20 protein-coding genes are annotated in these 23,771 nt (G+C 63.6%); 14 read left to right on the forward strand and 6 right to left on the reverse strand.

All coding sequences use genetic code 11. The annotated features are described in order from the left end of the window. The 3 genes from D0B32_RS02580 (at position 1) to D0B32_RS02590 (ending at position 2,593) form a co-directional block, all read left to right on the forward strand. On the forward strand, positions 1-831 hold the full coding sequence (locus tag D0B32_RS02580) for an amidohydrolase (RefSeq protein WP_117332109.1): 831 nt from the start codon (positions 1-3) through the stop codon (positions 829-831). An 82-nt stretch (positions 832-913) separates the two neighbouring features. After that, the gene (locus D0B32_RS02585) at positions 914-1,657 is read left to right on the forward strand and encodes an SDR family oxidoreductase (protein ID WP_117332110.1); all 744 of its coding nucleotides are present in this window, start codon (positions 914-916) and stop codon (positions 1,655-1,657) included. Positions 1,658-1,744: 87 nt separating this feature from the next. Continuing rightward, entirely contained in the window at positions 1,745-2,593 is an 849-nt protein-coding gene (locus D0B32_RS02590; RefSeq protein ID WP_117332111.1) for an ureidoglycolate lyase, read from the forward strand. Positions 2,594-2,674: 81 nt separating this feature from the next. Here D0B32_RS02590 and D0B32_RS02595 read toward each other — a convergent pair whose 3' ends face one another. After that, complete coding sequence (locus D0B32_RS02595; RefSeq protein ID WP_117332112.1) at positions 2,675-3,109, reverse strand: PaaI family thioesterase; 435 nt, start codon at positions 3,107-3,109, stop codon at positions 2,675-2,677. A 201-nt stretch (positions 3,110-3,310) separates the two neighbouring features. Further along, positions 3,311-4,402, reverse strand: a complete 1,092-nt coding sequence (locus D0B32_RS02600) for an AGE family epimerase/isomerase (protein ID WP_117332113.1) — start codon at positions 4,400-4,402, stop codon at positions 3,311-3,313. A gap of 145 nt (positions 4,403-4,547) precedes the next feature. On the opposite strand from D0B32_RS02600, the gene D0B32_RS02605 reads away from it, so the two are divergent. The 3 genes from D0B32_RS02605 (at position 4,548) to D0B32_RS32445 (ending at position 7,483) form a co-directional block, all read left to right on the forward strand. Continuing rightward, a complete protein-coding gene (locus tag D0B32_RS02605) occupies positions 4,548-5,234 on the forward strand; it encodes an MgtC/SapB family protein (protein WP_117333426.1) in 687 nt (228 codons plus the stop codon). Between the two features lie 172 nt (positions 5,235-5,406). Beyond that, positions 5,407-6,930: a hypothetical protein gene (locus D0B32_RS02610; RefSeq protein WP_117332114.1), complete on the forward strand. Its 1,524-nt coding sequence runs from the start codon at positions 5,407-5,409 to the stop codon at positions 6,928-6,930. A gap of 394 nt (positions 6,931-7,324) precedes the next feature. Continuing rightward, entirely contained in the window at positions 7,325-7,483 is a 159-nt protein-coding gene (locus tag D0B32_RS32445; protein ID WP_181969697.1) for a hypothetical protein, read from the forward strand. 200 nt (positions 7,484-7,683) lie between these two features. Here D0B32_RS32445 and D0B32_RS32845 read toward each other — a convergent pair whose 3' ends face one another. Continuing rightward, positions 7,684-7,818, reverse strand: a complete 135-nt coding sequence (locus D0B32_RS32845) for a hypothetical protein (protein ID WP_259294858.1) — start codon at positions 7,816-7,818, stop codon at positions 7,684-7,686. Positions 7,819-8,119: 301 nt separating this feature from the next. On the opposite strand from D0B32_RS32845, the gene D0B32_RS02615 reads away from it, so the two are divergent. The 3 genes from D0B32_RS02615 (at position 8,120) to D0B32_RS02625 (ending at position 10,203) form a co-directional block, all read left to right on the forward strand. After that, complete coding sequence (locus tag D0B32_RS02615) at positions 8,120-8,410, forward strand: hypothetical protein (protein ID WP_117332115.1); 291 nt, start codon at positions 8,120-8,122, stop codon at positions 8,408-8,410. Between the two features lie 413 nt (positions 8,411-8,823). Then, entirely contained in the window at positions 8,824-9,438 is a 615-nt protein-coding gene (locus D0B32_RS02620; protein WP_117332116.1) for a flavin reductase family protein, read from the forward strand. A gap of 330 nt (positions 9,439-9,768) precedes the next feature. Beyond that, complete coding sequence (locus D0B32_RS02625; RefSeq protein ID WP_117333427.1) at positions 9,769-10,203, forward strand: cupin domain-containing protein; 435 nt, start codon at positions 9,769-9,771, stop codon at positions 10,201-10,203. 143 nt (positions 10,204-10,346) lie between these two features. Here D0B32_RS02625 and D0B32_RS02630 read toward each other — a convergent pair whose 3' ends face one another. Next, positions 10,347-11,714 carry a polyhydroxyalkanoate depolymerase gene (locus tag D0B32_RS02630; RefSeq protein WP_117332117.1) on the reverse strand — a complete coding sequence of 456 codons (1,368 nt, stop codon included), beginning with the start codon at positions 11,712-11,714 and terminating at the stop codon, positions 10,347-10,349. A 212-nt stretch (positions 11,715-11,926) separates the two neighbouring features. Here D0B32_RS02630 and D0B32_RS02635 point away from each other — a divergent pair, with 212 nt between their 5' ends. Beyond that, positions 11,927-12,580, forward strand: coding sequence for a glutathione S-transferase family protein (locus D0B32_RS02635; RefSeq protein WP_117332118.1), 654 nt, complete (start codon positions 11,927-11,929; stop codon positions 12,578-12,580). Positions 12,581-12,655: 75 nt separating this feature from the next. Here D0B32_RS02635 and D0B32_RS02640 read toward each other — a convergent pair whose 3' ends face one another. Continuing rightward, complete coding sequence (locus D0B32_RS02640; protein WP_117332119.1) at positions 12,656-15,190, reverse strand: heavy metal translocating P-type ATPase; 2,535 nt, start codon at positions 15,188-15,190, stop codon at positions 12,656-12,658. A gap of 104 nt (positions 15,191-15,294) precedes the next feature. Beyond that, complete coding sequence (locus tag D0B32_RS02645; RefSeq protein WP_117332120.1) at positions 15,295-15,936, reverse strand: FMN-binding negative transcriptional regulator; 642 nt, start codon at positions 15,934-15,936, stop codon at positions 15,295-15,297. Between the two features lie 204 nt (positions 15,937-16,140). On the opposite strand from D0B32_RS02645, the gene D0B32_RS02650 reads away from it, so the two are divergent. From D0B32_RS02650 to D0B32_RS02665, 4 genes are all read left to right on the forward strand, one after another. Next, on the forward strand, positions 16,141-17,583 hold the full coding sequence (locus D0B32_RS02650) for a DUF1254 domain-containing protein (protein WP_117332121.1): 1,443 nt from the start codon (positions 16,141-16,143) through the stop codon (positions 17,581-17,583). Positions 17,584-17,894: 311 nt separating this feature from the next. Beyond that, positions 17,895-21,821: a DUF748 domain-containing protein gene (locus D0B32_RS02655; RefSeq protein ID WP_117332122.1), complete on the forward strand. Its 3,927-nt coding sequence runs from the start codon at positions 17,895-17,897 to the stop codon at positions 21,819-21,821. 209 nt (positions 21,822-22,030) lie between these two features. Beyond that, the gene (locus tag D0B32_RS02660) at positions 22,031-23,101 is read left to right on the forward strand and encodes an OmpA family protein (protein ID WP_117332123.1); all 1,071 of its coding nucleotides are present in this window, start codon (positions 22,031-22,033) and stop codon (positions 23,099-23,101) included. 27 nt (positions 23,102-23,128) lie between these two features. Further along, positions 23,129-23,764, forward strand: a complete 636-nt coding sequence (locus tag D0B32_RS02665) for a response regulator transcription factor (RefSeq protein WP_117332124.1) — start codon at positions 23,129-23,131, stop codon at positions 23,762-23,764. The last annotated feature ends 7 nt before the right edge of the window (positions 23,765-23,771 follow it).

A 23,771-nucleotide genomic window follows, 5' to 3' on the forward strand; every position in this document is an offset into this window, starting at 1 on the left:
ATGCAGATCGACGCCCACCAGCATTTCTGGGACCCGGCGCGTGGCGACTACGGCTGGCTCACACCGGAGTTGACTACGCTCTACCGTTCGTTCGGACCCGCTGATCTCGCGCCGCTGCGCGAGCGTGCCGAAGTGCAACGCACGGTGGTCGTGCAGGCGGCACCCACGGTCGAGGAAACCCGTTATCTGCTAGATCTGGCGCGTAACGAAGCGTCTATTGCGGGCGTGGTCGGCTGGGTGCCGCTGCTTGAGCCCGAAGCGCCGGCATTGATCGCGGAACTCGCGCGTGACGCGAAATTCAAGGGCGTGCGCCCGATGCTGCAAGACCTGCCCGATGACGACTGGATCGCCAATCCCGCGCTCAAGCCTGCCGTCGATGCGTTGTTGGCGCACGATCTCGCGTTCGATGCGTTGATTTTCACGCGTCATGTGAGCGCTCTCGAAACGTTCGCTACGCGCTTTGCCGATTTACGTATCGTCGTTGATCACGGCGCGAAACCGCCGATCCGCGAAGGTAGCGCAGGCCTGCAAAGCTGGGCCGACGGCATCACGCGGCTGGCTCGTCTGCCACAGGTGCACTGCAAGCTGTCGGGCCTCGCGACCGAAGCCACATCAGGCTGGACCGAAGCCACCTTGCGTCCGTATGTCGATCATCTGCTGGAAGCGTTTGGCCCTGCGCGCTTGATGTGGGGCAGCGATTGGCCCGTGCTCAACCTGAACGGCGATTACCTGCTCTGGCATTCCGTGGCGAACACCTTGCTGGCAGAGCTGTCCGATGCAGAGCGCGCCGCGGTGTTCGGCGCGAACGCCGCGGCGTTCTATCGCCTGTGAACACGACACGCGCGCATGTGAGTGAATGCGCGCGGTTTGCAATATCCCATTTGACTCAACGCCATTTCAACTGGAGCCGTAGATGACACAAAGACTGGCCGGCAAGACGGCAGTGATTACCGCCGCGGGACAAGGCATTGGGTTCGCCACGGCTGAGCTGTTCGCGCGCGAAGGCGCCCGCGTGATCGCCACGGACATTCGCATCGACAACCTGGCGGGCAAGCCTGTCGAAGCACGCAAGCTCGACGTTCGAGACGTTGCCGCGATCAACGCGCTCGCCGCCGAACTCGGTGCCATCGACGTGCTCTTCAACTGCGCAGGCTACGTTCACGCCGGCACGATTCTCGAAGCGAGCGAAGAAGACTGGGACTTTGCGTTCGATCTGAACGCGAAGGCCATGTACCGGACCATTCGCGCCTTTCTGCCGGCCATGCTGGAGAATGGCGGTGGCTCGATCATCAATATGTCGTCGGCGGCGTCGAGCGTGAAGGGCGTGCCGAACCGGTTCGTGTACGGCGCGTCGAAAGCGGCCGTGCTGGGCCTGACGAAGTCGGTTGCTGCGGATTTCGTCACGCGTGGTGTACGCTGTAACGCGATCTGCCCGGGCACGGTGTCCTCGCCGTCGCTCGAACAGCGGATCGCCGCGCAGGCTCAGGCGCAAGGCGCCAGCGTGGATGCCGTGCAGGCCGCTTTCGTGGCCCGTCAACCGATGGGCCGTGTCGGCAAGCCTGAAGAGATCGCGGCGCTGGCGCTGTATCTGGCCTCGGATGAGTCGGGGTTCACGACCGGTCACGCGCATGTCATCGACGGCGGTTGGTCGAACTAGTCCGGCAAGCGCCGCCAGCGGTTGCCAGCGGTGCGCCGCGCGCTGTTTTTTTCACTGAACACTCTGGATAGATAGGGAAGTGCAACGATGAAACTGCTTCGTTTTGGACCGAAAGGTCAGGAAAAGCCCGGCTTGCTCGACGCACAAGGCAAGATTCGTGATCTGTCGCAAGTGGTGGCGGACATCGACGGCGAAACGCTGAGCGATGCTGGCCTCGCCAAACTACGCGCGCTCGATCCGTCGACGCTGCCCGTGGTGGAAGGCAATCCGCGCCTCGGGCCGTGTGTCGGCAAGATCGGCAAGTTCATCTGCATCGGCCTGAACTACGCGGACCACGCGGCGGAATCCAATCTGCCGGTGCCGACCGAGCCGGTGGTGTTCAACAAGTGGAATAGCGCGATCAGCGGCCCGAACGACAACGTCGAAATTCCGCGCGGCTCGAAGAAGACCGACTGGGAAGTCGAACTGGGCGTGGTGATCGGCAAGCCGGCCAAGTACATCGACGAGGCCAACGCCCTCGATTACATCGCGGGCTACTGCGTGATCAACGACGTGTCGGAACGCGAGTGGCAGATCGAGCGCGGCGGCACGTGGGACAAGGGCAAAGGTTTCGACACGTTCGGCCCGATCGGTCCGTGGGTGGTCACGCGCGATGAAGTCGCGGATCCGCAGAACCTCAACCTGTGGCTCGAAGTGGACGGCCATCGCTATCAGAACGGCAGCACCAAGACGATGGTGTTCACCGTGGCGAAGCTGGTGGCGTATCTGTCCACCTGCATGAGCCTGCAACCGGGCGACGTGATTTCAACCGGCACGCCGCCGGGCGTGGGCATGGGCGTGAAGCCGAATCCGGTGTTCCTGAAGCCAGGGCAGACCATTCGCCTTGGCATTGAAGGCCTCGGCGAACAGCAGCAAACCACCTACGCGGCAGAATAAGCCGCTCTCGACGAAGCGCGGGCCCTCTCCGCTGATGGTGCCGCGCCCGTTCCAATGGCCGCCTCACGTGACTTGCACAGCTCACGTCGAGGCGGTACTTTCCCCGCCTTCACCGATCCGGTTGATCGTGCCTTGCGCGACTGCTACGAGCCGTTCGCGTCCGCCGTCCATCACGAAGATATTGCATTGACAGGTGGCCTGATGGCGCCCCGCGTAGACGACCTGCGCCCGCGCGAGCAGCGTGCCGTTCATGGCCGGCCGCAAGTAATTGATCTTGTATTCGCCAGTGACGACCCGCGGCCCCAATGCGAGTGCGCCGGCGAACGTGAGTGCATTGTCGGCCAGATAGCTGATTACCCCGCCGTGCACGAAGCCATGCTGCTGACGCAGCTCGTCACGAATGGGCAGCGACAGTGTCAGCTCGTTCGTGCTGGTGTGCATGAGCTCGGCGCCAAGCAGCATGCTGAACGGCTGGGCGTGGAGCGCGCCGCGCGCCCGGTCCAGTAGGTCGGTCATTGTCGATTCCTTCGGGGCTATGCCCGTGATGGCGTCCCTACCCACTCTAGGAAGCGCCGACGCTTAGTCAAGGTGAATCGCGCAATTGCCGGGGTACCAGGCGCGTTGCTTTGGTACGTTTGGCCGCCCCTGCGCGACAAACGGGAGAGGCAGCAGCCTCAGAGGGTTGGTGCCGCGTGCGGGCGCACGCGGCGACGGCATTTACACCGGTAACGCGGCGTATGCGGTGGCGAGGTGATAGGGCGTGGTGGACGGCATGTCGGCGCGCGCCACTTCGCCCGTGGCGGTTTTGCATTCGTACCAGCCAGCCGGATGCAGAAACCGTTGCTGGAATTTTTCGATCTGCGTGGGCAGCACGGCGCGGGCTGCGTCGTCGTCGCGGGTGGCGAGTGCGCGCAGATACTCGCTTTGCGCCCAGATTCGCTGGGTGGCGTCCTTGATGTTGCCCGCTTCATCGAGCGACGCGCACACGCCGCCCGTGGTCTGATCCACGCCATATTGCTGCGCGAAGAGGAACGCGCGTGACAGCGCGTCGTCCAGCTCGGTTCCGTCCAGCAACGCGTCCGCCTGCTTGACCAGCCAGAACCATTCGAATTGATGCCCAGGCTCCAGACGGTTGTCGTCGGCGCCAACCGGCAACTCGGCGATACAGCCGGTCGGTGCGTGCACGAACGTGCGGGCGATGGCCGAGGCCAGCTTGCGCAGCGCGGTGTCGAAGGCGCTGTCCTGAGTGGCCTCGCGAGCGGCGAGCCAGGCTTCGGTGAGATGCATGAGCGGGTTCTGGATGGGCGTACCCTTGACCACTCCGAACCTTGCGTCCATTGCCGCATTGAAGAGGTCGTCCGGCGCGGCGAAGCGCGTTTCGATCAACTCCGAGGTGCTGCGCACGATGTCGAGCGCAGCGGCATTGGCAAAGCGCGCGCCGTATTCCGCGCACGCGAACACGACGAATGCGTGGGTGTACAGGTCCTTGGTGGTATCTAGCGGAGCGCCGTGCGCGTCGACGCTGTAGAACCATCCGCCGGATTCCTTGTCCTGAAATGAGTGTGTGAGCGCGTCGAACAGCACATGCGCGTGCGCCGCTTCACCCGCTTGGGAGAAAACGAACAGTTGGCGCGCGCATGCCATCGCCCGGTAGCGTTCCACGGGCATTGGCGCGTGGCTGACGGGATCGACCGCTTCGTAAGGCAGGTTCAGCGCGGAATTGAAGCCGGGCCCGCGCCAGATAGGCAGGATGACGCGGTTGTAGTGATCGCGTAGGCCGGCGGCGAGCGCTGAGGCGGGTGTATTCATGCTGGATATTCGCTTCGTCAAAAGTCTCGGAGAAGTCGCGCTGCTGCGGGCGGCGCGCGACCAAGGATAAAGCAAACCGCCGTGGATGGCACCCGTCGGCATGACGCATCACCCGTCCACGGCTTTCAGAGAAGGGGCAATGACCATGTTGGGCAACATCGAACTCGTCTCACGGCTGATTCTCGCAGCCGCGCTCGGCAGCGTGATTGGCGTCGAGCGGGAGCGGCTCTCGTGGGCAGCGGGGCTGCGTACGCACATGCTGGTGTGCGTCGGCTCGGCGCTCATCATGATCGTCTCGGCGTTCGGCTTTGCGGACGTCCTCGGCGCGCAAAACGTCGTGCTCGACCCATCGCGGATGGCGGCGCAGGTCGTGTCCGGGATCGGCTTTCTCGGCGCCGGCTCGATCTTGATGCGCGGGGAGATCGTGCGCGGGCTGACGACAGCGGCCAGTCTGTGGTCGGTGGCGGCAATCGGGCTGGCGGTGGGCGGCGGTATGTACACCGCATCCATTGCGGCGACCATCATCATCCTGATCATCCTGGCGGGCATCAAGCCGCTCGAACGACGCTTCATCACCGTCAAGCAGCGGCGTCAGTTGACGCTCCTGGTGGAGCGCGGCTCGCTCACGTTTCATTCGCTGCACGACGCGTTGGGCGCGGCGAGTCCGCGCGTCAAGCAATTTGTGATGCAGCAGAGTGACGACGCGCCCGAATACGATGTGGTGATGATCACGCTGCATCGCGTCTCGACCATTGAATACGAGGCGATTCGTGACCGCTTGCGTCAGTTGCCTTGCGTGAAGGAATGCCGCGAAGACGATTCGAACAATTGATGCGACTGAGGGCATGGCTGAGAGCCGAGCCGGGACGGCTTGATTCTGCCTGACCCGGCAAACGGCTTCTGCGGGCGTGCATCGCCGTGCGACAATGCGGTCTCGAAAAAAATGATGGCTTGGTGCGACCGTGTTCGGCGCCCGGTGGCCCGCGAAGACCGCATATCTCTCTATGGCAGATTCCGCAGCATCCACGCAGTCCCGTACAACTCGCGGCGCTTCGACCAGGCGCCGTACGAACACCGTCTCCACGGAGACCGAAAACAAGCTGGCGCGCGCCGCCCGGTCGGCGCAGCGCCTTGCCCAACTGAGCGATGTGTCGCGCGACGACAGCACGCTCGATCTGTTCCCCGATGACCCCACCCGTGCGACGCTGGAGGCGATGAATATCGACATCCGGCAGGGCACGCTGCATGGCTTCGAATTGCCGGATGTGGTGTTGGCGGCGGTTGGGGCGGGCGCGGACGGCGCTGCCGCGCAGTCCGAAGCAAAGGCGGCGCGCCGGGTGGCGCGTGAGCGGAGCGATGCGCCTGCGGTGGCGTCGTTTGCTGGATTCGAGCGGATCGAGCCGGCGGCGCTTAATGAGGCGACGGCCGATGGCGCGCCGATGCTGGATGCAGCAGCGGAAGCGATGCCGGTCACGGCGCAGGGTGCGGTTGGAGCGCAGGACGCGGCGGTGGACGTCGAGCGCGAGGTGTCGTCGTCTGCGCCCGCTAGCGTCGTGATGACGTCGGCGATGGCAGCCGCCACGGTCGCGCGGAGTGTGGCGGCGCTGCGGCAGGCGGCAGAGTCTTCCGGCGATGCGGGTGCGACCGGCGCGACAGGCGGCTTGCCATCGCAGCGGTTTGCGACGAAGTTTGCGAAGGCCGCGACGGCATCGCGCGAAATGGCGGTCAACGCGACAGGGAAGGTGGCGGGGAGTGCGGACGTTGGCGAGGCTGGGGCGAATCCGGCGGTGCAGGGGGCTTCGGCGAACCTGATGGCGGATACGGTTGATACGACGGATACCGTGGGTAATCCGGCAGAACATCTGACGGCAAGTGCGGCGAGCAGTCTGGTGGGCAGTGGGACGGCGAATCCGCCGGCGAATCCTGTGCCGGAAGGTGATGGCGCGCCGCAAACGGCAGCCATGCGGGCGAATGCGGCCAAAGCACGCGACGCGTCGGACGATGCGATTGCCGGTGCGGGGCTCAAGGCGAGCGCGCCGTTTGTCGTGCCGCCGCGGGACGCGGCGCGCACCGCGCCGGAACTCGACCGGGCGCGCGCGACGGCGTTCGCGGACACCGTCGATGCCCTCTACGGCGTGATCTCGGATCAGCGTCGCGCGGCGACGGACCATTCGCGCCGAATGAAATGGATGCTGTCGATTGTCGTTGCCGCGCTGCTGGCGACCGTTGCGATCGGCGTGACGCAGACAATGCTGCTCATGCGTCTGACGCGCGAAACCACCGCGCAACAGCACCGCATCGAAGAGATGATGCAAACCCAGCAGGCGGCGATGACCAGCTTGCTGGACGCGCATCTGGCGATGGCCAACGCGCCGGTCGCCACACAGCCTGCAGCGGTTGCGCCTGTAACGGCGGCCCCACCGCATCAGACACAGCCGGGCGCGGCGACCGCACTCGCAGGAAAGCGCGGCGAGAAGACGCGCGTGCATCCTCACAAGCCCAAAGCCGTGGGCGCTACTACCAGGTGATTGCTGGAGAAAGCCGCCGAGTGCGGTTTTCTTACTTTCGCGATGGGTGGCGGCGCGTGGACGACGGATTTCGGGTGACGGCAGACTAACCGCCGACCCGCCGACCCGCCGACCCGCCGACCCGGCCTTGCCCGGTTGCCCCTTTTCAAGCGGGTTCACCTCTTGTTCCATCCCCACGACCGCCCTCAGTCGCACGGCGAGCAGCCTGCCTGCCCGGGAATACCGCGCGTTCCCGCGCCTGAATCGTTGTTATGGCGCAACGCAACATTCCTTATGTAGTGCGACAACAGGCCACACCTAAAAAAATGTTGCATTGCACTAGCTTTTGCCTAGGGAAAACCCTATAATTCTTCTTAAGGGAAAACCCTACTGTCCAACTTAACCGGGAGCCGCCATGAGCGTTATCTTCGCATTGTTCCAAAAGGTCAGCGACCTCTTCGCATCGCCCCACCTGCCGCTGGATTCGGATTACTCGTACGAAGCACGTCGCCGTGAAGCTGATCGTCAGCGTCAAGCGCAAGCAACGTTGTTCGGTATCAAGCTGAGCGACTGATCCTGACGGATCGTCAAGCAGGGCGGGATTGACCGCAAGGGCGGCCCTATTGAGGGTGCGCCAGAACTGGGGCCACGGATTTGCCGTGGCTTTTGTTCGTTTACGGCCAGCGGTTTGCGGGCGCTCGCTAAGACTGGCGGCCCGTAGCCCCCGCAGGCCGAAGGCCGGTAGTCCGCCGCGTCAAGTCCGCCGGCCACCGGCTACCGGCTACCGGCCGCCGCCGAATCCCGAAGCCCGAAGCCGAAGCCGAAGCCGAAGCCGAAGCCGAAGCCGAAGCCGAAGCCGAAGCCCGAAGCCGAAGCCGAAGCCGAAGCCCGGCAGTTCCACGACCCCACGGCGCACCGCCACATCGCCCACGCCCCGTCCGCAAATATTTCCGAGCCGAAATGAATGTAACAGGGACTGTCCGCTGCTCGACGCTTTCGCTGCCTCTGGCCGCCCATTCCGGCTGTAAAACCTTACGCTTGCCTTGTCCGGCGCCTTACCATCGGGCCCCCAATCTGAAACTTCCTCTTACAAGCGCTAACGTCTTTAAGCGATTCGCCTGGTTAAAGTCAGTCTCAAGCACACGGCACTGAACGTTGTCTGGGTCAGCCGGTACTGCTCGATACCAAACTTTGATTGGGAGGTCCCAAGATGAAATCCTCGAAAAACATCCTGCTCGCAGCTCTCGTTGCCGGTGGTGCGCTCGTCACGGCAAGCAGTGCCTTTGCACAGGCAGACCGCATGGTCATTTCGGCCCCCGGTCCGGTGGCGACGTATGAACAACCGCGCATGATGCCGGTTGGGGTGCAGATTGACATCGGCTGGCACGGCGACCGCTACTGGGACGGCCACCGTTATTGGGCGCATGACGACTGGATGCGTCATCATCCGCACGATCACGACCCCTATCATCACGACGATCATCACCCGCACGGGTATTGATCCAGCGGTAGCGACGACGACCGGGACGCCGGTTAGCGCGTCGTGAAGTCCCGCGAGGTCGGTCTCTCATCGCGAGAGGCCGACCTCGTTGCATTTGGGCATTGCAAAATCCATTGCGGGCCGAGCTAAATGCACTCGTATCAGTCATGATTGCGCTTGAACGAGTACAGCGACGGGCTACCGCCTTGCGCGCCCTGTCACGGCGGTCGCCATACTAAGCCTGGCCGATCCGGGATCGTAAGAGCTCGCAAGAAAAGTCGCCGCGCTCAGCATCGTGATATCGCAAGGTCGCGGAATAGCGGAATAGCGGAATAGCGAAATCGCCGCACATCGCGTGGTGCTTGCCGTTAGTCTTGCGCCCATCGCACCCAGCGCGCGTGTCCTGAATGCCTATCCAGAACTGAATCCATCACATGAACGACGTCTACTTCTACGACCCGGCCAAAGGTCACGGCCTCAAACACGATCCGTTCAAGGCGATCGTCGCGCCGCGTCTGATCGGCTGGATCTCGTCGCGCAGTCCGAGCGGACAGTTGAACCTTGCGCCGTACAGCTTCTTCGGTGCGTTTGCCACCTTCCCGGCCATCATCGGTTTTTGCAGCGAGGGCCGTAAAGACAGCATCGGCAACATCGAAGCGACCGGCGAGTTCGTGTGGAATCTTTCCTCGCGAGCGCTCGCCGAGCAGATGAATCGCAGCTCCGCGCCGGTGGCGCCCGAAGTCAACGAGTTCGAGCTCGCTGGACTCACTGCCGCGCCGGGACGCAACGTCGCCGTGCCGCATGTCGGTGAATCGCCGGCATCGCTCGAATGCAAGCTGTTGCAGATCGTCCGGCTGCACAATCTGGAAGGCGAGCCAATGGACAACTACCTCGCGCTCGGCCAGGTGGTCGGCGTGCATATCCAGAGCGCCTATCTGAAGGACGGCCTCTTCGACACGCATGCGGCCCAGCCAGTCATGCGTGCCGGCTACCGCGCGGATTACGCGCAGATCGGCGAGATGTTCGAAATGTTCCGGCCCACCGCATGAGCGACGACGCGTCACGCAGGACGTGACGCCCGGCGTCAGCGCTGACAGACGATCTCATCGCCACCGCTGTGGGCCTGCTTCAATGCAAACGTGACCTTGCATCACATCGCGTTCGGCGCTTCCTCTTTGCGCCGCCCGCAAACATGATCGCGGCTCCGGCTCCGGCTCCGGCTCCGGCTCCGGCTCCGGCTCCGCACCCGCACCCGCACCCGCACCCGCAGACAAATCCCCGAACCTTGGCACTCCAGACGGAAGTTGGAACACTTGATGCTTGGAAAAGCGCTCACCGTGCCGTCTTCCTGCCTGTTCCCATCCTTCTGGAGCGCGATCATGTCCACCGAAACCGTCACGCATTTCTCGCATGTCCGTCCCCAAGACACGTCGTACGAGGGAGAGGGGCTGCGCGACTTCTTTCTCTATCGCGACCTCGGCATCGCTTCGGCGACTGATGGCAAGGTGCTGGCGCAACTCGTCAAGGCGAACCATGCACCAGAGGAAGGCACCGGCTGGCACCGTCATGAGGCCGATTTCCACATTGTGATCATGTTGAAGGGCTGGGCGCGCTTCATGTACGGCGACAAGGAGACGCTCGTGGCGGCCGGCGATTGTGTCCATCAGGCGCCGGGCATCGTTCACTACCTGTTCGACTACTCGGAAGATATGGAGTACATCGAAATAGTTTCGCCGGCTGACTTCAAGTCGATTGATGTCGAGGGCCCATGCGAAGTCCCGGCCTCGACGCCGTGGAAAACCGTCTCGGCTTGAGCGCAGGCATCCGCAACCAGGCGTAGGCGTAGGCGAGGGCGGGAGGAAATACAAGCCCGGGCCCGGGCCGAAGGGAACCATGAACCCCCGCGACCCTCGCGCAATGCGCATCCCGCGCTGAGCGCGCCGCGTCCGCCGCCGCACTAACCTTGCGCCGGAGCCCCAGCAGCGCCCGCATCCACGCCGGCCACGGCCGTCGCGGCGGGCGCGGGAATCGGCGCGGCCGCAGCCGGCACGCCCGGCTTGATCGCTCGTGCCCGCGCATTCACGACCACCGCGCGCGGCTCGTTGTCGTAGATCACGGCGCGCACACGCGGATAGATATGCCGCTCCCAGCGGTGTCCGTTGAATACACCGTAGTGGCCGACGCCCGTCTGCACATGATGGGTCTTGAGATAAGGACGCAGCTTGTTGCACATGTCCTGCGCCGCGAGGGTCTGGCCGATCGCACAGATATCGTCCTTCTCTCCCTCCACCGTCAGGAGAGCGGTGCGGCGAATCTTCGATGGTTCGATCAAACGTCCGCCCACTTCCAGCTCGTGCAGCGGCAATGCATGACGCTGAAACACGGTCTCGACGGTTTCCAGATAGAAGTCCGCGGTGAGATCCATCGTCGCGAAATATTCTTCGTAGAAAATACGGATCGTCTCGGCCTTGGCCGGATCGCCTTTGGCACGCTCGTAATACATGGTTTCGAATGAATCGAGATGGCGCCCGAGATTCATCGACATAAACGCGTTGAGCTGCACGAAGCCCGGATACACGCGCCGGTGGGCTCCGGCAAAACCTGGCGGCACGGCGCTGATCAGGTTGCGCTCGAACCATTCGATCGGTTTGCTTTTGGCGAGCGCGTTGACCTTGGTGGGGTTGATGCGCGTATCGAGCGGGCCGGCCATGAGCGTCATGCTGGCGGGTTGCGCCGGATGATCGTCGGCGGCCATCGTTGCGACCGCGGCGAGTGCTGCCACTGTCGGCTGGCAGACCGCGAGCAGATGCGTGCCCGGCCCAATCACGGTGGTGAAGTCGATCACGTGCTGGACAAACTCGTCAAAGCCGAAGCGTCCCTGTGAGAGCGGCACATCGCGCGGGTTGTGCCAATCGGTGATGTAGACATCGTGGTCGGCCAGCATGGTCTTGACCGTGCCGCGCAACAGGGTCGCGAAATGGCCGGACATCGGCGCGATCACGAGCACGCGCGGTTGCGCGGGGGAAACGGGCGTGTCCTTGCGAAAATGCAGCAACGAGCAAAACGGTGTGTGTGCGGCCATCTCCTCGACGAGACTCACTGGCTTGCCGTCCACCTCGATCGAATCCAGTGCGAACGGCGGCCGCTGGTGCGTGAGTCCGGCGAGCGTGATCAGATCGCACGAAGCGCGCAGCGAGCGGCCGTGGGGCGTGTCGCTAATCGCCGGCCAGGCGTCGAGCGCGTGATTGACGAGTGCGGCGCCATGCCGAACGGGCAGCATCAGGTCGGCGAAGGCCTGATAAGCCGGGTAGGCGAGCAGATTCATAGCCTTCGCACGAATGCCCAAAAGGAAGGAGCCCGAAGAGAGGCAATACGTGTGCCAACGGCACGTGCCTCGCGCCGATACCGGCTCAGGTTGGCATAGCATTTGCGCTATTCCGTCAACGGTGCTGCTTTTGCCGTGATTTGGTGCGCCGGCGCACGCGAGCGTGCACGCGATATGGTTGAGACGACGGGCCCGCTCCGGAGGAGATTCCCATGACGAACACCACGCTTACCCTTAGCAGCAAGAATTATTCGTCGTGGTCGCTGCGCGGCTGGCTGCTGACGAAATTCAGCGGGTTGCCCTTCGAAGAAATCGTGATGCCCGTCGACGACCCCGGCGCGCGCGCCGAGCTTTTGCTGCTGTCGCCATCCATTCTCGTGCCGTGCCTGATGCACGACGGCATCAAGGTCTGGGACACGCTGGCCATTGGCGAATATCTGAACGAGGTTTGTCCCGAGGCGAACTTGCTGCCGCACGACCGCCGCGCCCGAGCTCATTGCCGCGCCATCTCCGGCGAGATGCACTCCGGCTTCGGCTCGCTGCGCTCAGCACTCCCAATGAATCTGAAAGCGCATTTTCCGGGCTTCAAGGTATGGGCGCGTGCGCAGTCCGATATTGACCGGATTGTTGCAATCTGGAGCGAGTGTCTCGAACAGTACGGTGGCCCGTTCCTGTTCGGCGAGCGTAGCGTGGCGGACGCGATGTACGCGCCCGTCGTGACACGCTTCGTTACCTACGATGTCAAGCTCGATCCGGACATCGTGGAATATGGTCAGCGCATCCTCGCCATGCCGGAGATGCAGCAGTGGATGGCGGACGCGCAGCAGGAAGTGGACGAGATCGACGAACTGGACGTGGAATTTTGAGGAAGAAGGGTTGTCCGGATGACGAGCAGCCGGGTCCCGCCCGGCTCGTCCCTTCCGCCAGCACATGTGTGCACGTCAAGTCCGGTTTTGACCCGCACGCCAGCTCCGCAACAGCAGCGCATTCGCGACCACGCTTACGCTGGAAAACGCCATCGCCGCGCCCGCAATCATCGGATTCAGCAAGCCAAAGGCGGCCAGCGGAATGCCGATCAGGTTGTAGACGAACGCCCAAAAGAGGTTTTGCTGGATCTTGCGCCAGGTGCGTCGCGAGATATCAATGGCGTCCGCGACCAGCGCTGGATCGCCGCGCATCAGGGTGATGCCGGCGGCGTCCATGGCGACGTCGGTGCCGGTCGCCATGGCGATTCCGAGGTCGGCGGCGGCGAGGGCGGGGGCATCGTTGATGCCGTCGCCCGCCATTGCAACGACACCGGCCGTGCGGATTTTCAGATCGCGGATCACGCGCGCCTTGTCGTCAGGCAGCACTTGCGCATGAAACTCGTCGATGCCGAGGGACGCAGCCACGCTTGATGCGCTGCCCTGGTTGTCGCCGGTCACGAGCACGCTTTTGACGCCCATCGTCTTCAGACGCTCGACCGCCGCGCGCGCGTTCGGCTTCACGCTATCGCCGAAGCCGATCAGAGCTAGTGCGGCGGGCGGCGTGGCTGTGCGGTCGATCAGCCATGAAACGGTATTGCCGGCGTTTTCCAGTTGCTGCGCGCGTTCAGCGAGCGCGGACGGCAAAACGACGCCCAGTTCCGCCAGCCAGCCGCTGCTGCCCAAGGCGATGGTGCGGCCATCGACATCCGCTTCAACGCCGCGGCCGGGCACGGCGCGCGCTTTGGAAACGGCGGCGGGCGTCGCCAGCGCCGCCGGCCGCGTCGAATCGGCAATCTTCAGCACCGCCTTGGCCAGCGGGTGGTCGCTATGCCGCTGCACCGCCGCCGCGAGCGCCAGGGCTTCGTCATGCGCAAGGCCGATCGGCTCGAAGGCCGTCACGGTCGGTTGACCGAGCGTCAGCGTGCCGGTCTTGTCGAACGCGACCAGGTTCACGTTATGCGCGATTTCGAGCGCGAGCGCGTCCTTGATCAGCACGCCGCGTCGGGCGGCGGCGCCAGTGCCCGCCATGATGGCCGCCGGCGTGGCGAGACCCAGCGCGCACGGACAGGCAATCACCAGCACGGCCACGGCGTTGAGCACAGCCGTTTCGCCGTGCGCGCCCGCGATCAACCAGCCGCCCAGTGTGATGGCCGCGATGACCAGAATGACCGGCACGAAGATCTCGCTCACCCGGTCGACCAGGCGCTGAATAGGCGCCTTCTCGGCCTGGGCCGTTTCGACGAGACGAATGATGCGCGCGAGCGTCGTCTCCGCGCCAATCGCCTTTGTGGTGACGGTAATCACCCCTTCGCCATTGATCGAACCGGCGGTGACCGCGTCGTCCGGTTGTTTCGGCACAGGCAGGCTTTCGCCGGTGATGAGCGACTCGTCGATATGCGTGCGGCCTTCGAGCACCGCGCCGTCTACCGGCACCCGTTCGCCCGGCCGCACGACCACGATCGTGCCGACCCGCACTTGCGCGAGCGGCACCTCGTGTTCCTCGTTGCCGACGCGGATGCGCGCCCGCTCCGGCCGTAGCGCGTTCAGCGAGCGGATCGCGTCCGTGGTCTGGCGTTTGGCGCGCGCTTCGAGCCACTTGCCGAAGCGCACCAGCGTAATCACGACCGCCGACGCCTCGAAGTACAGATGCATGCCGTCGCCGGGATGCGCGATGAGCTCGTACACGCTGATGCCATACGCCGCCGAGGTGCCGAGCGCGACCAGCAGGTCCATATTGCCGGCGCCGGCCCGCACCGCCCGCCAGGCCGCGCGGTAAAAGCGCGCGCCGAAGCCGAACTGGACGACCGTGGCGAGGGCAAGCTGAAGCCAGGGCGGTACGAGGGAACTGGCGCCCTCGGCGCCGCCGCCAAACCCAGCGCTCAGCATGGGCAGCAGAAGTGGCAGCGTTAACACGGCACAGATCACCACGGCAGCGAGTTCGCGGCGGTTTTGCTCGTGCGCGCGCTGTGCGACTGACGGCGCCGCCGGGGCGGGGTCCTGCTCGACGGGCGTTGCCTGATAGCCCGCCTTGGTGACGGCGGCGACGAGCGCATCTATGCCGGTAGCTGCACCGTTGGCGTCGGCGGCCAGGCTGACGGTGGCCTTTTCGGTTGCCAGATTGACCGAAGCACTGGCCACCCCGGGCAGTTTCGCCAGCGCTTTTTCGACCCGCGTGGCGCACGCGGCGCAGGTCATGCCGCCAATCGCCAGTTCGGCCACATCCCCGGCTCCGGCCCCGGTCCCGACGGAGGAAACCGCAGGCACGACAGGCGCGGCTTCATAGCCGGCCTTGCGGACCGCGTTCACCAGCACATCCGGAGCCACGTTGAGGCTGGCGTCCACATCGACGCTGGCCCTTTCAGTGGCGAGATTGACCGTGGCGCGGCTGACGCCGGGCACTTTGGCGAGCGCCTTCTCGACCCGCATCGCACAGGACGCGCAGGTCATGCCGCTGATATCGAGTTCGGCGCGGGTCTGGGACGCGCGGTCGGGCGTGGCAAGTTCAGTCATGGTGGCAGGGCTCGGGCGGCATCAGGCCGCATCATGAACCCAGTATTGACCTTCCCATGATGGGAAGGTCAAGCGCTCGATGTGGCAACTTCGCGAGCCGCCCTTCAAAACGCCGGCGGCGCGTTCAGCATGGCTTCGGCGACCGCTTCCTGCATGTCGCCGCCGTTGGCCAGCAAGGCGTCGGCGGCGCCGCGCCGGTCGCGGGCTTCCTTGTTTTGCCCCAGCTTCCATTTGCCCACCAACCGCGTTACCTCGATCTCGATGCCGACGATCGCCCCCAGCATCTGCTTGATGTAGTCCGCAGGGGCATCGCCCATCTTCCAGGGCCGCGGCTGGTCAGCTTCCATCTTCCTCGTGAGCCGGGCGACGAGACCGCGCACGAACGCCTCGTCGTCGCGCACGGTGATACGGCCATGCGCGTGGACGACGATGTAGTTGTACGTCGGCACCTGCCGATGCGCCTCGTGCTTGCTCGGATACCAGTTGGGCGAAATGTACGCGGCCGGCCCCTGGAAGATCACCAGCGTCTCCGGCTGCGCGGCCACTTCCTGCCACACAGGATTAGCGCGAGCGACATGTGCGCGCAATGTGCCATGCGTACCCTCGACTGGTTCGAATTCGAACGGCAGGTGATTCGCGTCCAGACCTTGCGGGCCGTGCGTGACGAGCGCGCCAAACGGCTGGTCGGCGATCAGTTGATGGAGAACCTCAGGACGGTTCTCTTCGAAATGGGCGGGGACGTACATGAAGCGCTCCGGATGCGGGTAGGGGGCGAAGACGTGAAAAGGTGCGTTGTGCCTTTGCGCTTGCCTTCTGTCAAGGATACGATACAACCCGTTGTTGTCGGGATCGAGATAGGCAGCCGTTCGCGATGGGCTTGGGGGCCGCGCGGCCAGAGCTGCTGATACCCGGCGAATCTCCCTGGACCGCACGTTCTGCCATCTGAACGAATGATAAAAAATCTTCGAGAACAATTTTCGCTTCACAGGACCTGCGCGTCGCTCGCAGGGATTGCTTTCCTCGCCGGCTGCGCGGCGACACCCGGCGGTTCGCCGAAGACCACGGGCTGGATCAAGGACGAAGTCGGCGACTCGTATGTGTTCGGCTATCCGCTCGTCATGATGGAGACGGCGCGTGACGCCGCGGTGGGTAACGATCCGGGTCAGGCACCGATCAACACGCTGCGCCAGGCGCAGGCGTTGCCGCCGGTTGGCTCGGTCAATCCGCCCACGCCGGGTATCGACACGCTGGATTCGACCGGCTGGCTCGATCTCGCGGACGGTCCCGTCATCCTCACGTTGCCGAATTCACATGGCCGCTATGTCGATGCCCGCGTACTCGACATGTGGACCAACGTGGTGTGGTCGACCAATGCGTCCAACATGCTGAGCGCGCCCCGTGTGAACGGCATCAAGGAGCAAACGATTGCCTTCGTCGGTCCCGGCTGGCAGGGCGATTTGCCCGCCAACGTCACGCGCGTCAACGTGCCGACCCGCAACGCGTGGGTGTCGGTGCGCGTGCAGGCGAGCGGGGTGCGTGACTTCGCGGCGGTGCGCAAGCTGCAACGCGGTATCCGGATGATGCCGCTCGCCGCGTATAGCGGCGACGCGCATGCGGCGTCTGCAGCGGCGTCGAACAGCAGCGACTCGGCGGCGCCCTCGGGCGGCGCTTCGAGCGCGACGGGTACCACGGCGTCGCAGGTCGCGGCGCTCGATGCGAGCGCGTTCTTCGATCGTCTCGCGCAAGGCTTGAAGGACAACCCGCCGGTGCCGGACGATCCGCACGCCTTGAAATTCCTCGCGGACCTGGGTGTCACGCCGGGGCAGCCGGTCGCGCTGCCATCGCATGCCGCCGATGCGATTGCCGCAGGCATGGCCGATGGTCGTGACCGCGTCGCCGCGCCGCCGTCGAACCTGTTGAACGCAAACGGCTGGAGCTGGTTTGGCGACAGCGTCGGCAACTACGGTCCTGACTACGCGTTGCGCGCCTACGCGGCGTACTCGCAACTGGGTATCGCCACCAAGGACGACGAGGTGCGCGCCACCGTTTCGCAGGACAGCGACGGTCACCGTCTGAACGGCGCCAACCGCTACGTGATCCACTTCGCGTCGAGCCAGTTGCCGCCGGTGCGGGGCTTCTGGTCGATCACGGCCTACACCAAAGATGGCGCCTTGGGCGAGAGCACGCCGGCGCGGCTTGCCGTGGGCGACCGTTATGGCGTGCGCCGTAACCGCGATGGTTCGCTCGACGTGACCGTGTCAGCGGCCAAGGTACGGGCCGCGAACTGGTTACCGGCGCCGCGTACGGATCTTCAACTGGTGCTGCGTCTCTACGCGCCGAGGCCGCAAGCCACTGACGGTAGCTGGCAGCCGCCGCCCGTCGTGCGGCAGTAATGGATGCATGCGCGCTGAACTAGCGGCGCGCATGCACTTCCGCAGATCGCTTCCATGCCTTCGCAATCTGCGGTGCACCGCGCAACGCACTTCGTGTTGCTCACGTGTGGCACCGCAGCACGCTGCAATCGCACGTCGCCACGCGTCACATCAACGTCACTAGCACAAGGCCACACTTATCTGACGCATTGCAGATGATTGTTTGCTTTTGGCTTACATTTCTATACCGCGAACGATCCAGGTCATATACTTGGCCGAGGCAGGACTTCAGTTTCGCGGCGGGCTTGCTGCCGCATCACTCACGATCAGGCATGGCAAGCGTTAACAAGGCATCCTTCGCATCCTCCCTGCAAACCGTGCGCGGTGTCGCGCAGGCGCCTCGTACGCGACGCGTCGTCATCGGTCTGCTGATCTTCGTCGTGCTGTTTGGTTTGCTCGGCTTTTTTGCCGCGCCGCCGCTGATTCGCCACATCGCTGAACAGCAACTCAGCAAGCAGCTCGACCGTCCTTCGACGATTGGCCGCATCGCGTTGAATCCCTACACGCTGCAACTCGAAGCGGATCGCATCCATATTGGCGAGCGCGGTGGTCAGGGCGATTTCGTGGACATCTCGCGCCTCATCGTCAAGCCGTCCTGGAGTTCGCTGTTTCGCATGGCGCCGGTCGTGGATGAAGTGCAGATCGACTCTCCGCGTTTCACCGTTGTTCGCTATGACGCGCAGCGTTTCAATTTCACTGATCTGATCGACAAGTTCGCCAAGCAGCCGTCCAAACCGAACAGCAAGCCGACGCCGTTCTCCGTGTCAAACATCCGGCTCGAGAACGGACAGATCACCTTCGATGACCGCCTGCTTGGCGTCAAGCACGTCATCGATCAATGGAAGCTCGGCATTCCGTTTATTGCAACGCTGCCTTCCAAAACCGACATCTTCGTTGAGCCGTTGCTGCGCGCGCGTATCGACGGCAGTCCGCTCGCCATCGACGGCAAGACCAAGCCGTTTGCCGCGTCGCGTGAATCGGAAGTGTCGCTGCGCTTCGATGGCCTCGACGTGCCGCGCCTCGTGTCGTATTCGCCGCAAAAACTGCCGGTGACCGTGCAGGCGGGCAAACTCTCGACGGATCTCAAGCTCAACTTCATCGTCTCGGACGACACGCCCTCGTTACGGGTGACGGGCACCGTGGATCTGAACGATATCGACGTGCTCGATGAAAACAAGCAGCCGTTCTTTGCGGCGCACGCGCTGCATGTCGCGGCGGCTACGCTTGAACCGCTGAAGAGCGTGTATCACTTCGACGAGATCCGACTCGACACGCCGACCGTGAATCTGGCGCGGGACAAGGACGGGGTGCTGAGTGTCGAGCGGACTTTTGCCGCGCCGCCAGCAGCGGCCAGCGGTGCAGCAGCGCCTGACAAGGCGCAGGGCACTGCGCAACAGACGCCTGCCCAGGCCCAGGCGCAATCTTCGGCCAGCGCGCCGGAGAGCGCTTCTTCGGCCACGGCGGCGGAAAGCAAGCCCCCCGCGCCGCTCGATCTGGCAATCAAGCGTTTCGCCCTCAACAACGGCACGGTCGACGTCAAGGACGAAGCGGCGGCGCGGCCTGTCTCGTTGGGCTTGAAGGACCTTGCGGTGTCGCTGGCGGATTTCTCGACGCTGGACAAGGCACCCGCCCGCTATACGGTCAGCACCGCCTTCAAGGACAACACCGGTTCGCTGGATGCGGCGGGCTCGTTCGGGCTGGTCGCGAAGAGCGCCGACTCGAAAATCAACCTTAAGACGCTCGCGTTGCCCGCGGTCCAGCCGTATCTCGACACCATGACCGCGGCGCAGGTGACCGACGGCGCGCTGTCGGCGAACACGACGCTGAGCGCCAATTGGGCCAAATCGCCGCCGGACATCCAGGTGGGCGCGACGCAACTGGATCTGCAATCGCTGAAGGTGGCGGCACGCGGCGGCAAGGAACCCGCCGTGACACTCGCTCAGGGCCATGTGGACGTCAACAAGGTCGATGTGCCGGGCCGCACTGCGGCGATCAACGGCGTCGATCTCACCGGACTCGCGATCAACGCGCAACGCATGAAGGACGGCAGCATCGACCTCGCAGCGCTGGCCGGGCCGCATCAGGAAGCACAGCAACGTACCGCGATCCATGCCGCCAAAAAGGCTCAGGAGGAAGGGCCGCCGTGGCATTACACGGTTGGCGAGTTGAGCCTGAAGGATGCGACGGCGAAGTTCACGGACAACAGCACGCCGCGTCCGGTGAATCTCGACATTTCGCCGCTGCAATTGAAGGTGCAGAACATCAGTGACGATCTGGGCAAACCGCTGCCAGTCGATCTGCAAGCGACGCTCAATCGCAAGGGCACGCTCGGCGTCAAAGGCGATGTCACGGCAACCCCGCTCAAGCTCGCACTGAAGGTGGACGCGAATCGCCTCGATGCAGCGGCGTTCGAACCGTACTTCGGCGACAAGCTCAACGCGCTGATCGCCAGCGCCTTGCTGAACATGAACGGCGACGTGGTCATGGCGCAGCAGTCCAAGGCGGTGAAGGCCTCGTATCACGGCAATCTGGCGATCGTCGACGTGCGGATGCTCGACAAGGTGACTTCCGATTCCTTCGCAGGCTGGGGATCGCTGGCGCTCACAAACCTGAAGGCGACCTACGACGAGCACGGCACGGACGTCGATGCGGCGCGCGTCACCTTCACGAATTTCTATGGGCGGGTGTTGCTGGACCCGCAAGGCAAGCTAAACCTCACGGACGTCGTGGCGAGTGGCGGCGGCAAGCAACAATCGCTCACGCGTAGCAAGAGCAAAACGGAGCCGGTGCCGTTGACGCCGGGTACGGCGGCGGAGACAGCCACGCCAGCGGTGCCGGCCTCCGCGGGCGAGGCGGCGGTGGTGCCGGCATCGGGACCGGCGGTGGCGTCCGCGGCCGTGCCGGCGTCGACGGTGACTACGGCGGCGGCTTCGAAGCCGAAAGCGGCGTCCGCAGCGGCGGCATCTGGCACGGCGGTCACTACCGCGCAAACGCAGCCGCCGGCTAGCCCGATGCGGCTGCACTTCGGTCAACTGGTGCTGCAGGGCGGCCGCGTCACGTACACCGACAATTTCATCAAGCCAAACTTCACTGCCAACCTGGTCGCGATTCAGGGGACCATTGGGGCATTCGGCACGCAGTCCACCACACCGGCGCCGGTGGACGTGGCCGCGAAACTCGCGGCGAACGGCCCGCTTTCGATCAAAGGCACGGTCAATCCGCTGATTCCCAAACCGGCGCTCGATCTGACCGCGAGCGCCCACGACATCGAACTGACCAATCTCACACCCTATTCGGCGAAGTACGCGGGCTATCCGATCACCAAGGGCAAGCTCAACGTCGATCTGCACTACAAGCTGGATAACGACCAGTTGAGCGCGAACAATCACCTGTTCATCGACCAGCTCACGTTCGGGGACCACGTCGACAACAATACGGCTACCAAATTGCCGGTGCGTTTCGCGATTTCGCTGTTGAAGAATTCGAAGGGCGAGATCGACGTGAATATTCCGGTGTCCGGATCGCTGTCGAATCCGGAATTCAGCCTTGGCGGTTTAATCTGGCATGCGGTGCTGAACCTGCTGGAAAAGGCGGTGACCGCGCCGTTCACGCTGCTGGCCAACGCGTTTGGCGGCGGTGGTGAGGAGATGGGCTACGTTGAATTCGATCCGGGCTCGGCCAAGCTGTCAGATGCGGCGGACAAGAAGCTGGACACCATCGCCAAGGCGCTGACGGATAAGTCTTCGATTCGTATTGATCTGATCGGACGCGCCGATCCGGCCGTCGATACTCCGGCGTTGCGCACGGCCTATGTCGATAAACTGGTGAAGCAGGAGAAGATCAAAGGCATGGTGGGCAATGGCGAGAGCATCGACCTCTCCACGGTGACGGTCGATCCGAACGAGTACGACAAGTACCTCACGAAAGCCTACAAGGATGCCGACTTCAAGAAGCCGCGCAACATCGTTGGCCTGACCAAGAGCGTGCCCGACGACGACATGAAGACCGCGCTCGCCGAGCATGCACCCGTCGACGAAGCGGCATTGCGTGATCTCGCGCAGCAGCGCGCGCAGAGCGTGCAGCAGTATTTCGATGGCAAGATCGACAGCAGTCGGGTGTTTATCGTCGCGCCGAAGGTTGATGCGCAAGGCATCAAGGACAAAGGCGCGACATCACGCGTGGATTTTGGCTTGAAGTGAAATGAGCCACCGGAATGTTACGCACGCGCGTGGCATTCCGGACGATTAGCGTCCCCCGGTCGTTTCCTGGGCGGCGCCTCGGACTTTTCCTCACTTGTCCCACACATCTTCCGTTACTCCAGGAATCTTCCCATTCCGCGCTTATACACGCCTCTTCATACTGGCGACTTCTTACAGAATGAATGAATGCGCTTTGACGCAGGGAAGCAATGAAATTTCAGCTAACGATTCTGGCGTGCGCGCTGGCTTTGGCCGGCTGCGCGAGCCAGGCCGCGCGTGACCGACTTGGCATCGAAGACCCAACCGTCATCAAAACGGGCGTCGGCGCCAGCCAGGATATCGCTGCTGGCGCGGTCACGCCGCAATGGCTGAGCACATACGCGCCGATCACCAGTGGCGGTGAAGCGTTTGCATCACTGCAGCAGCGGCTCGACAAGCTGCCCGGCGACAAGAACGGCTACTTCCATGCCAAGGCGCAATGCTGGATCGACGCCGGCCAGGCAGAGTGGCATGCGCATGACCAGTGGGGCTTCGTTGAAGAGGCGATTGGCCAGGCGGCCATGCTCACGTTCGGTCTGGAGAACAACACGCAACTCTCCGCTGCCAACCCGGAATTGCGCACGGTATCAACGGTGCGTCCTGACTTGTGGAAGATCGTCAACGTGATCAAGAGCGATCCGGCCACGGCGCAGTGTCCAGAGGCACAGCAGCCGCTTGCGTGTGCCGAAGTGGACTTGATGCTCGCCGGTCATCATGCGTGGACGCGCAACTTTTCCGCGGCCGAACAATCCATTCCGGGCATTCAGGACAAGCTGCGCAAGTCGGCAGAAGCGGCGTTGCAGTGCGCGCAGCCGAAGCAAACAGCGGCGCTACCCGCTTCGACGCCCGTGCATGCTCCGGCGCAGACCATCACGCTGCGAGCCGATTCGTCGTTCCGCTTCAACGGCGGCGATATTGCAGCGTTGCTGCCCAGCGGCCAGGAACAGCTCAATGCGGTGGTGACCGGTCTGCAAAAGGCGAAAAACATCACCCGCCTGAATATCAGCGGATACACGGACCGCCTTGGTAGCGACGACTACAACCAAAAGCTCTCGCTGCAACGCGCGGTGACCGTGCGCACCTATCTCATCAAGCGCGGTGTGACGTTGCCGATCAATGTATCGGGGCAAGGCAAAGCGAAGCCACTGGTAGCGTGCACGCAAACCAACCGCGACGAACTGGTGAAGTGTCTCGCACCGAACCGGCGTGTCGAGATCGACTTCGTACGCGACGCCGACTAAACCGAACATCATTAGGAGGCCAACTCAATGGCAACTATTCTGATCGTGGATGACCATCCTGCGCTTCGACTGGTCATCAAGACACATCTGCTGCAATTGCTGGGCGTTACGGAGGTGATCGAAGCCGAGAACGGACAAGCCGCGATGGAGGCTGCGCGGCAGCATATGCCGGATCTCGCCATTCTCGATCTCGACATTCCACGGGTCAACGGCCTGGACGTCATTCCGCGACTGAAAATGGCGCATCCGCAAATTCGTGTGCTCATTCTGTCTGGTCAGGATCCCTCCACCTTCGCGCCGCGTGCGATGCGTTCGGGTGCACAGGGGTTTGTCGGCAAGTCGCAGGAGATGAAGGAGATCATGCGCGGCGTGGAAGCGGTGCTGGCGGGTTACACCGTGTTCCCCATGTCGACGGGTGGAGCCGGTGTGGGAATGGCAACCGGCGCCGCCGATGAGGAGGAAAAGCTCAAGCAGTTATCGGACAAGGAGCTGATGATTCTGCAAATGCTTTCCAAAGGCATGTCCAACAAGGCGATTGGCGATGCCTTGTTCATCAGCGACAAAACCGTTAGTACGTACAAGAGCCGCATCCAGGAAAAACTGGGCCTGTCTTCCCTGGCCGCACTGATCGAATTCGCGTCACTGCAAAAATTGATCGACTGAGTGACGT

It is taken from the genome of Paraburkholderia sp. DHOC27, assembly GCF_003429005.1.
In the GTDB taxonomy this organism is placed as follows: domain Bacteria; phylum Pseudomonadota; class Gammaproteobacteria; order Burkholderiales; family Burkholderiaceae; genus Paraburkholderia.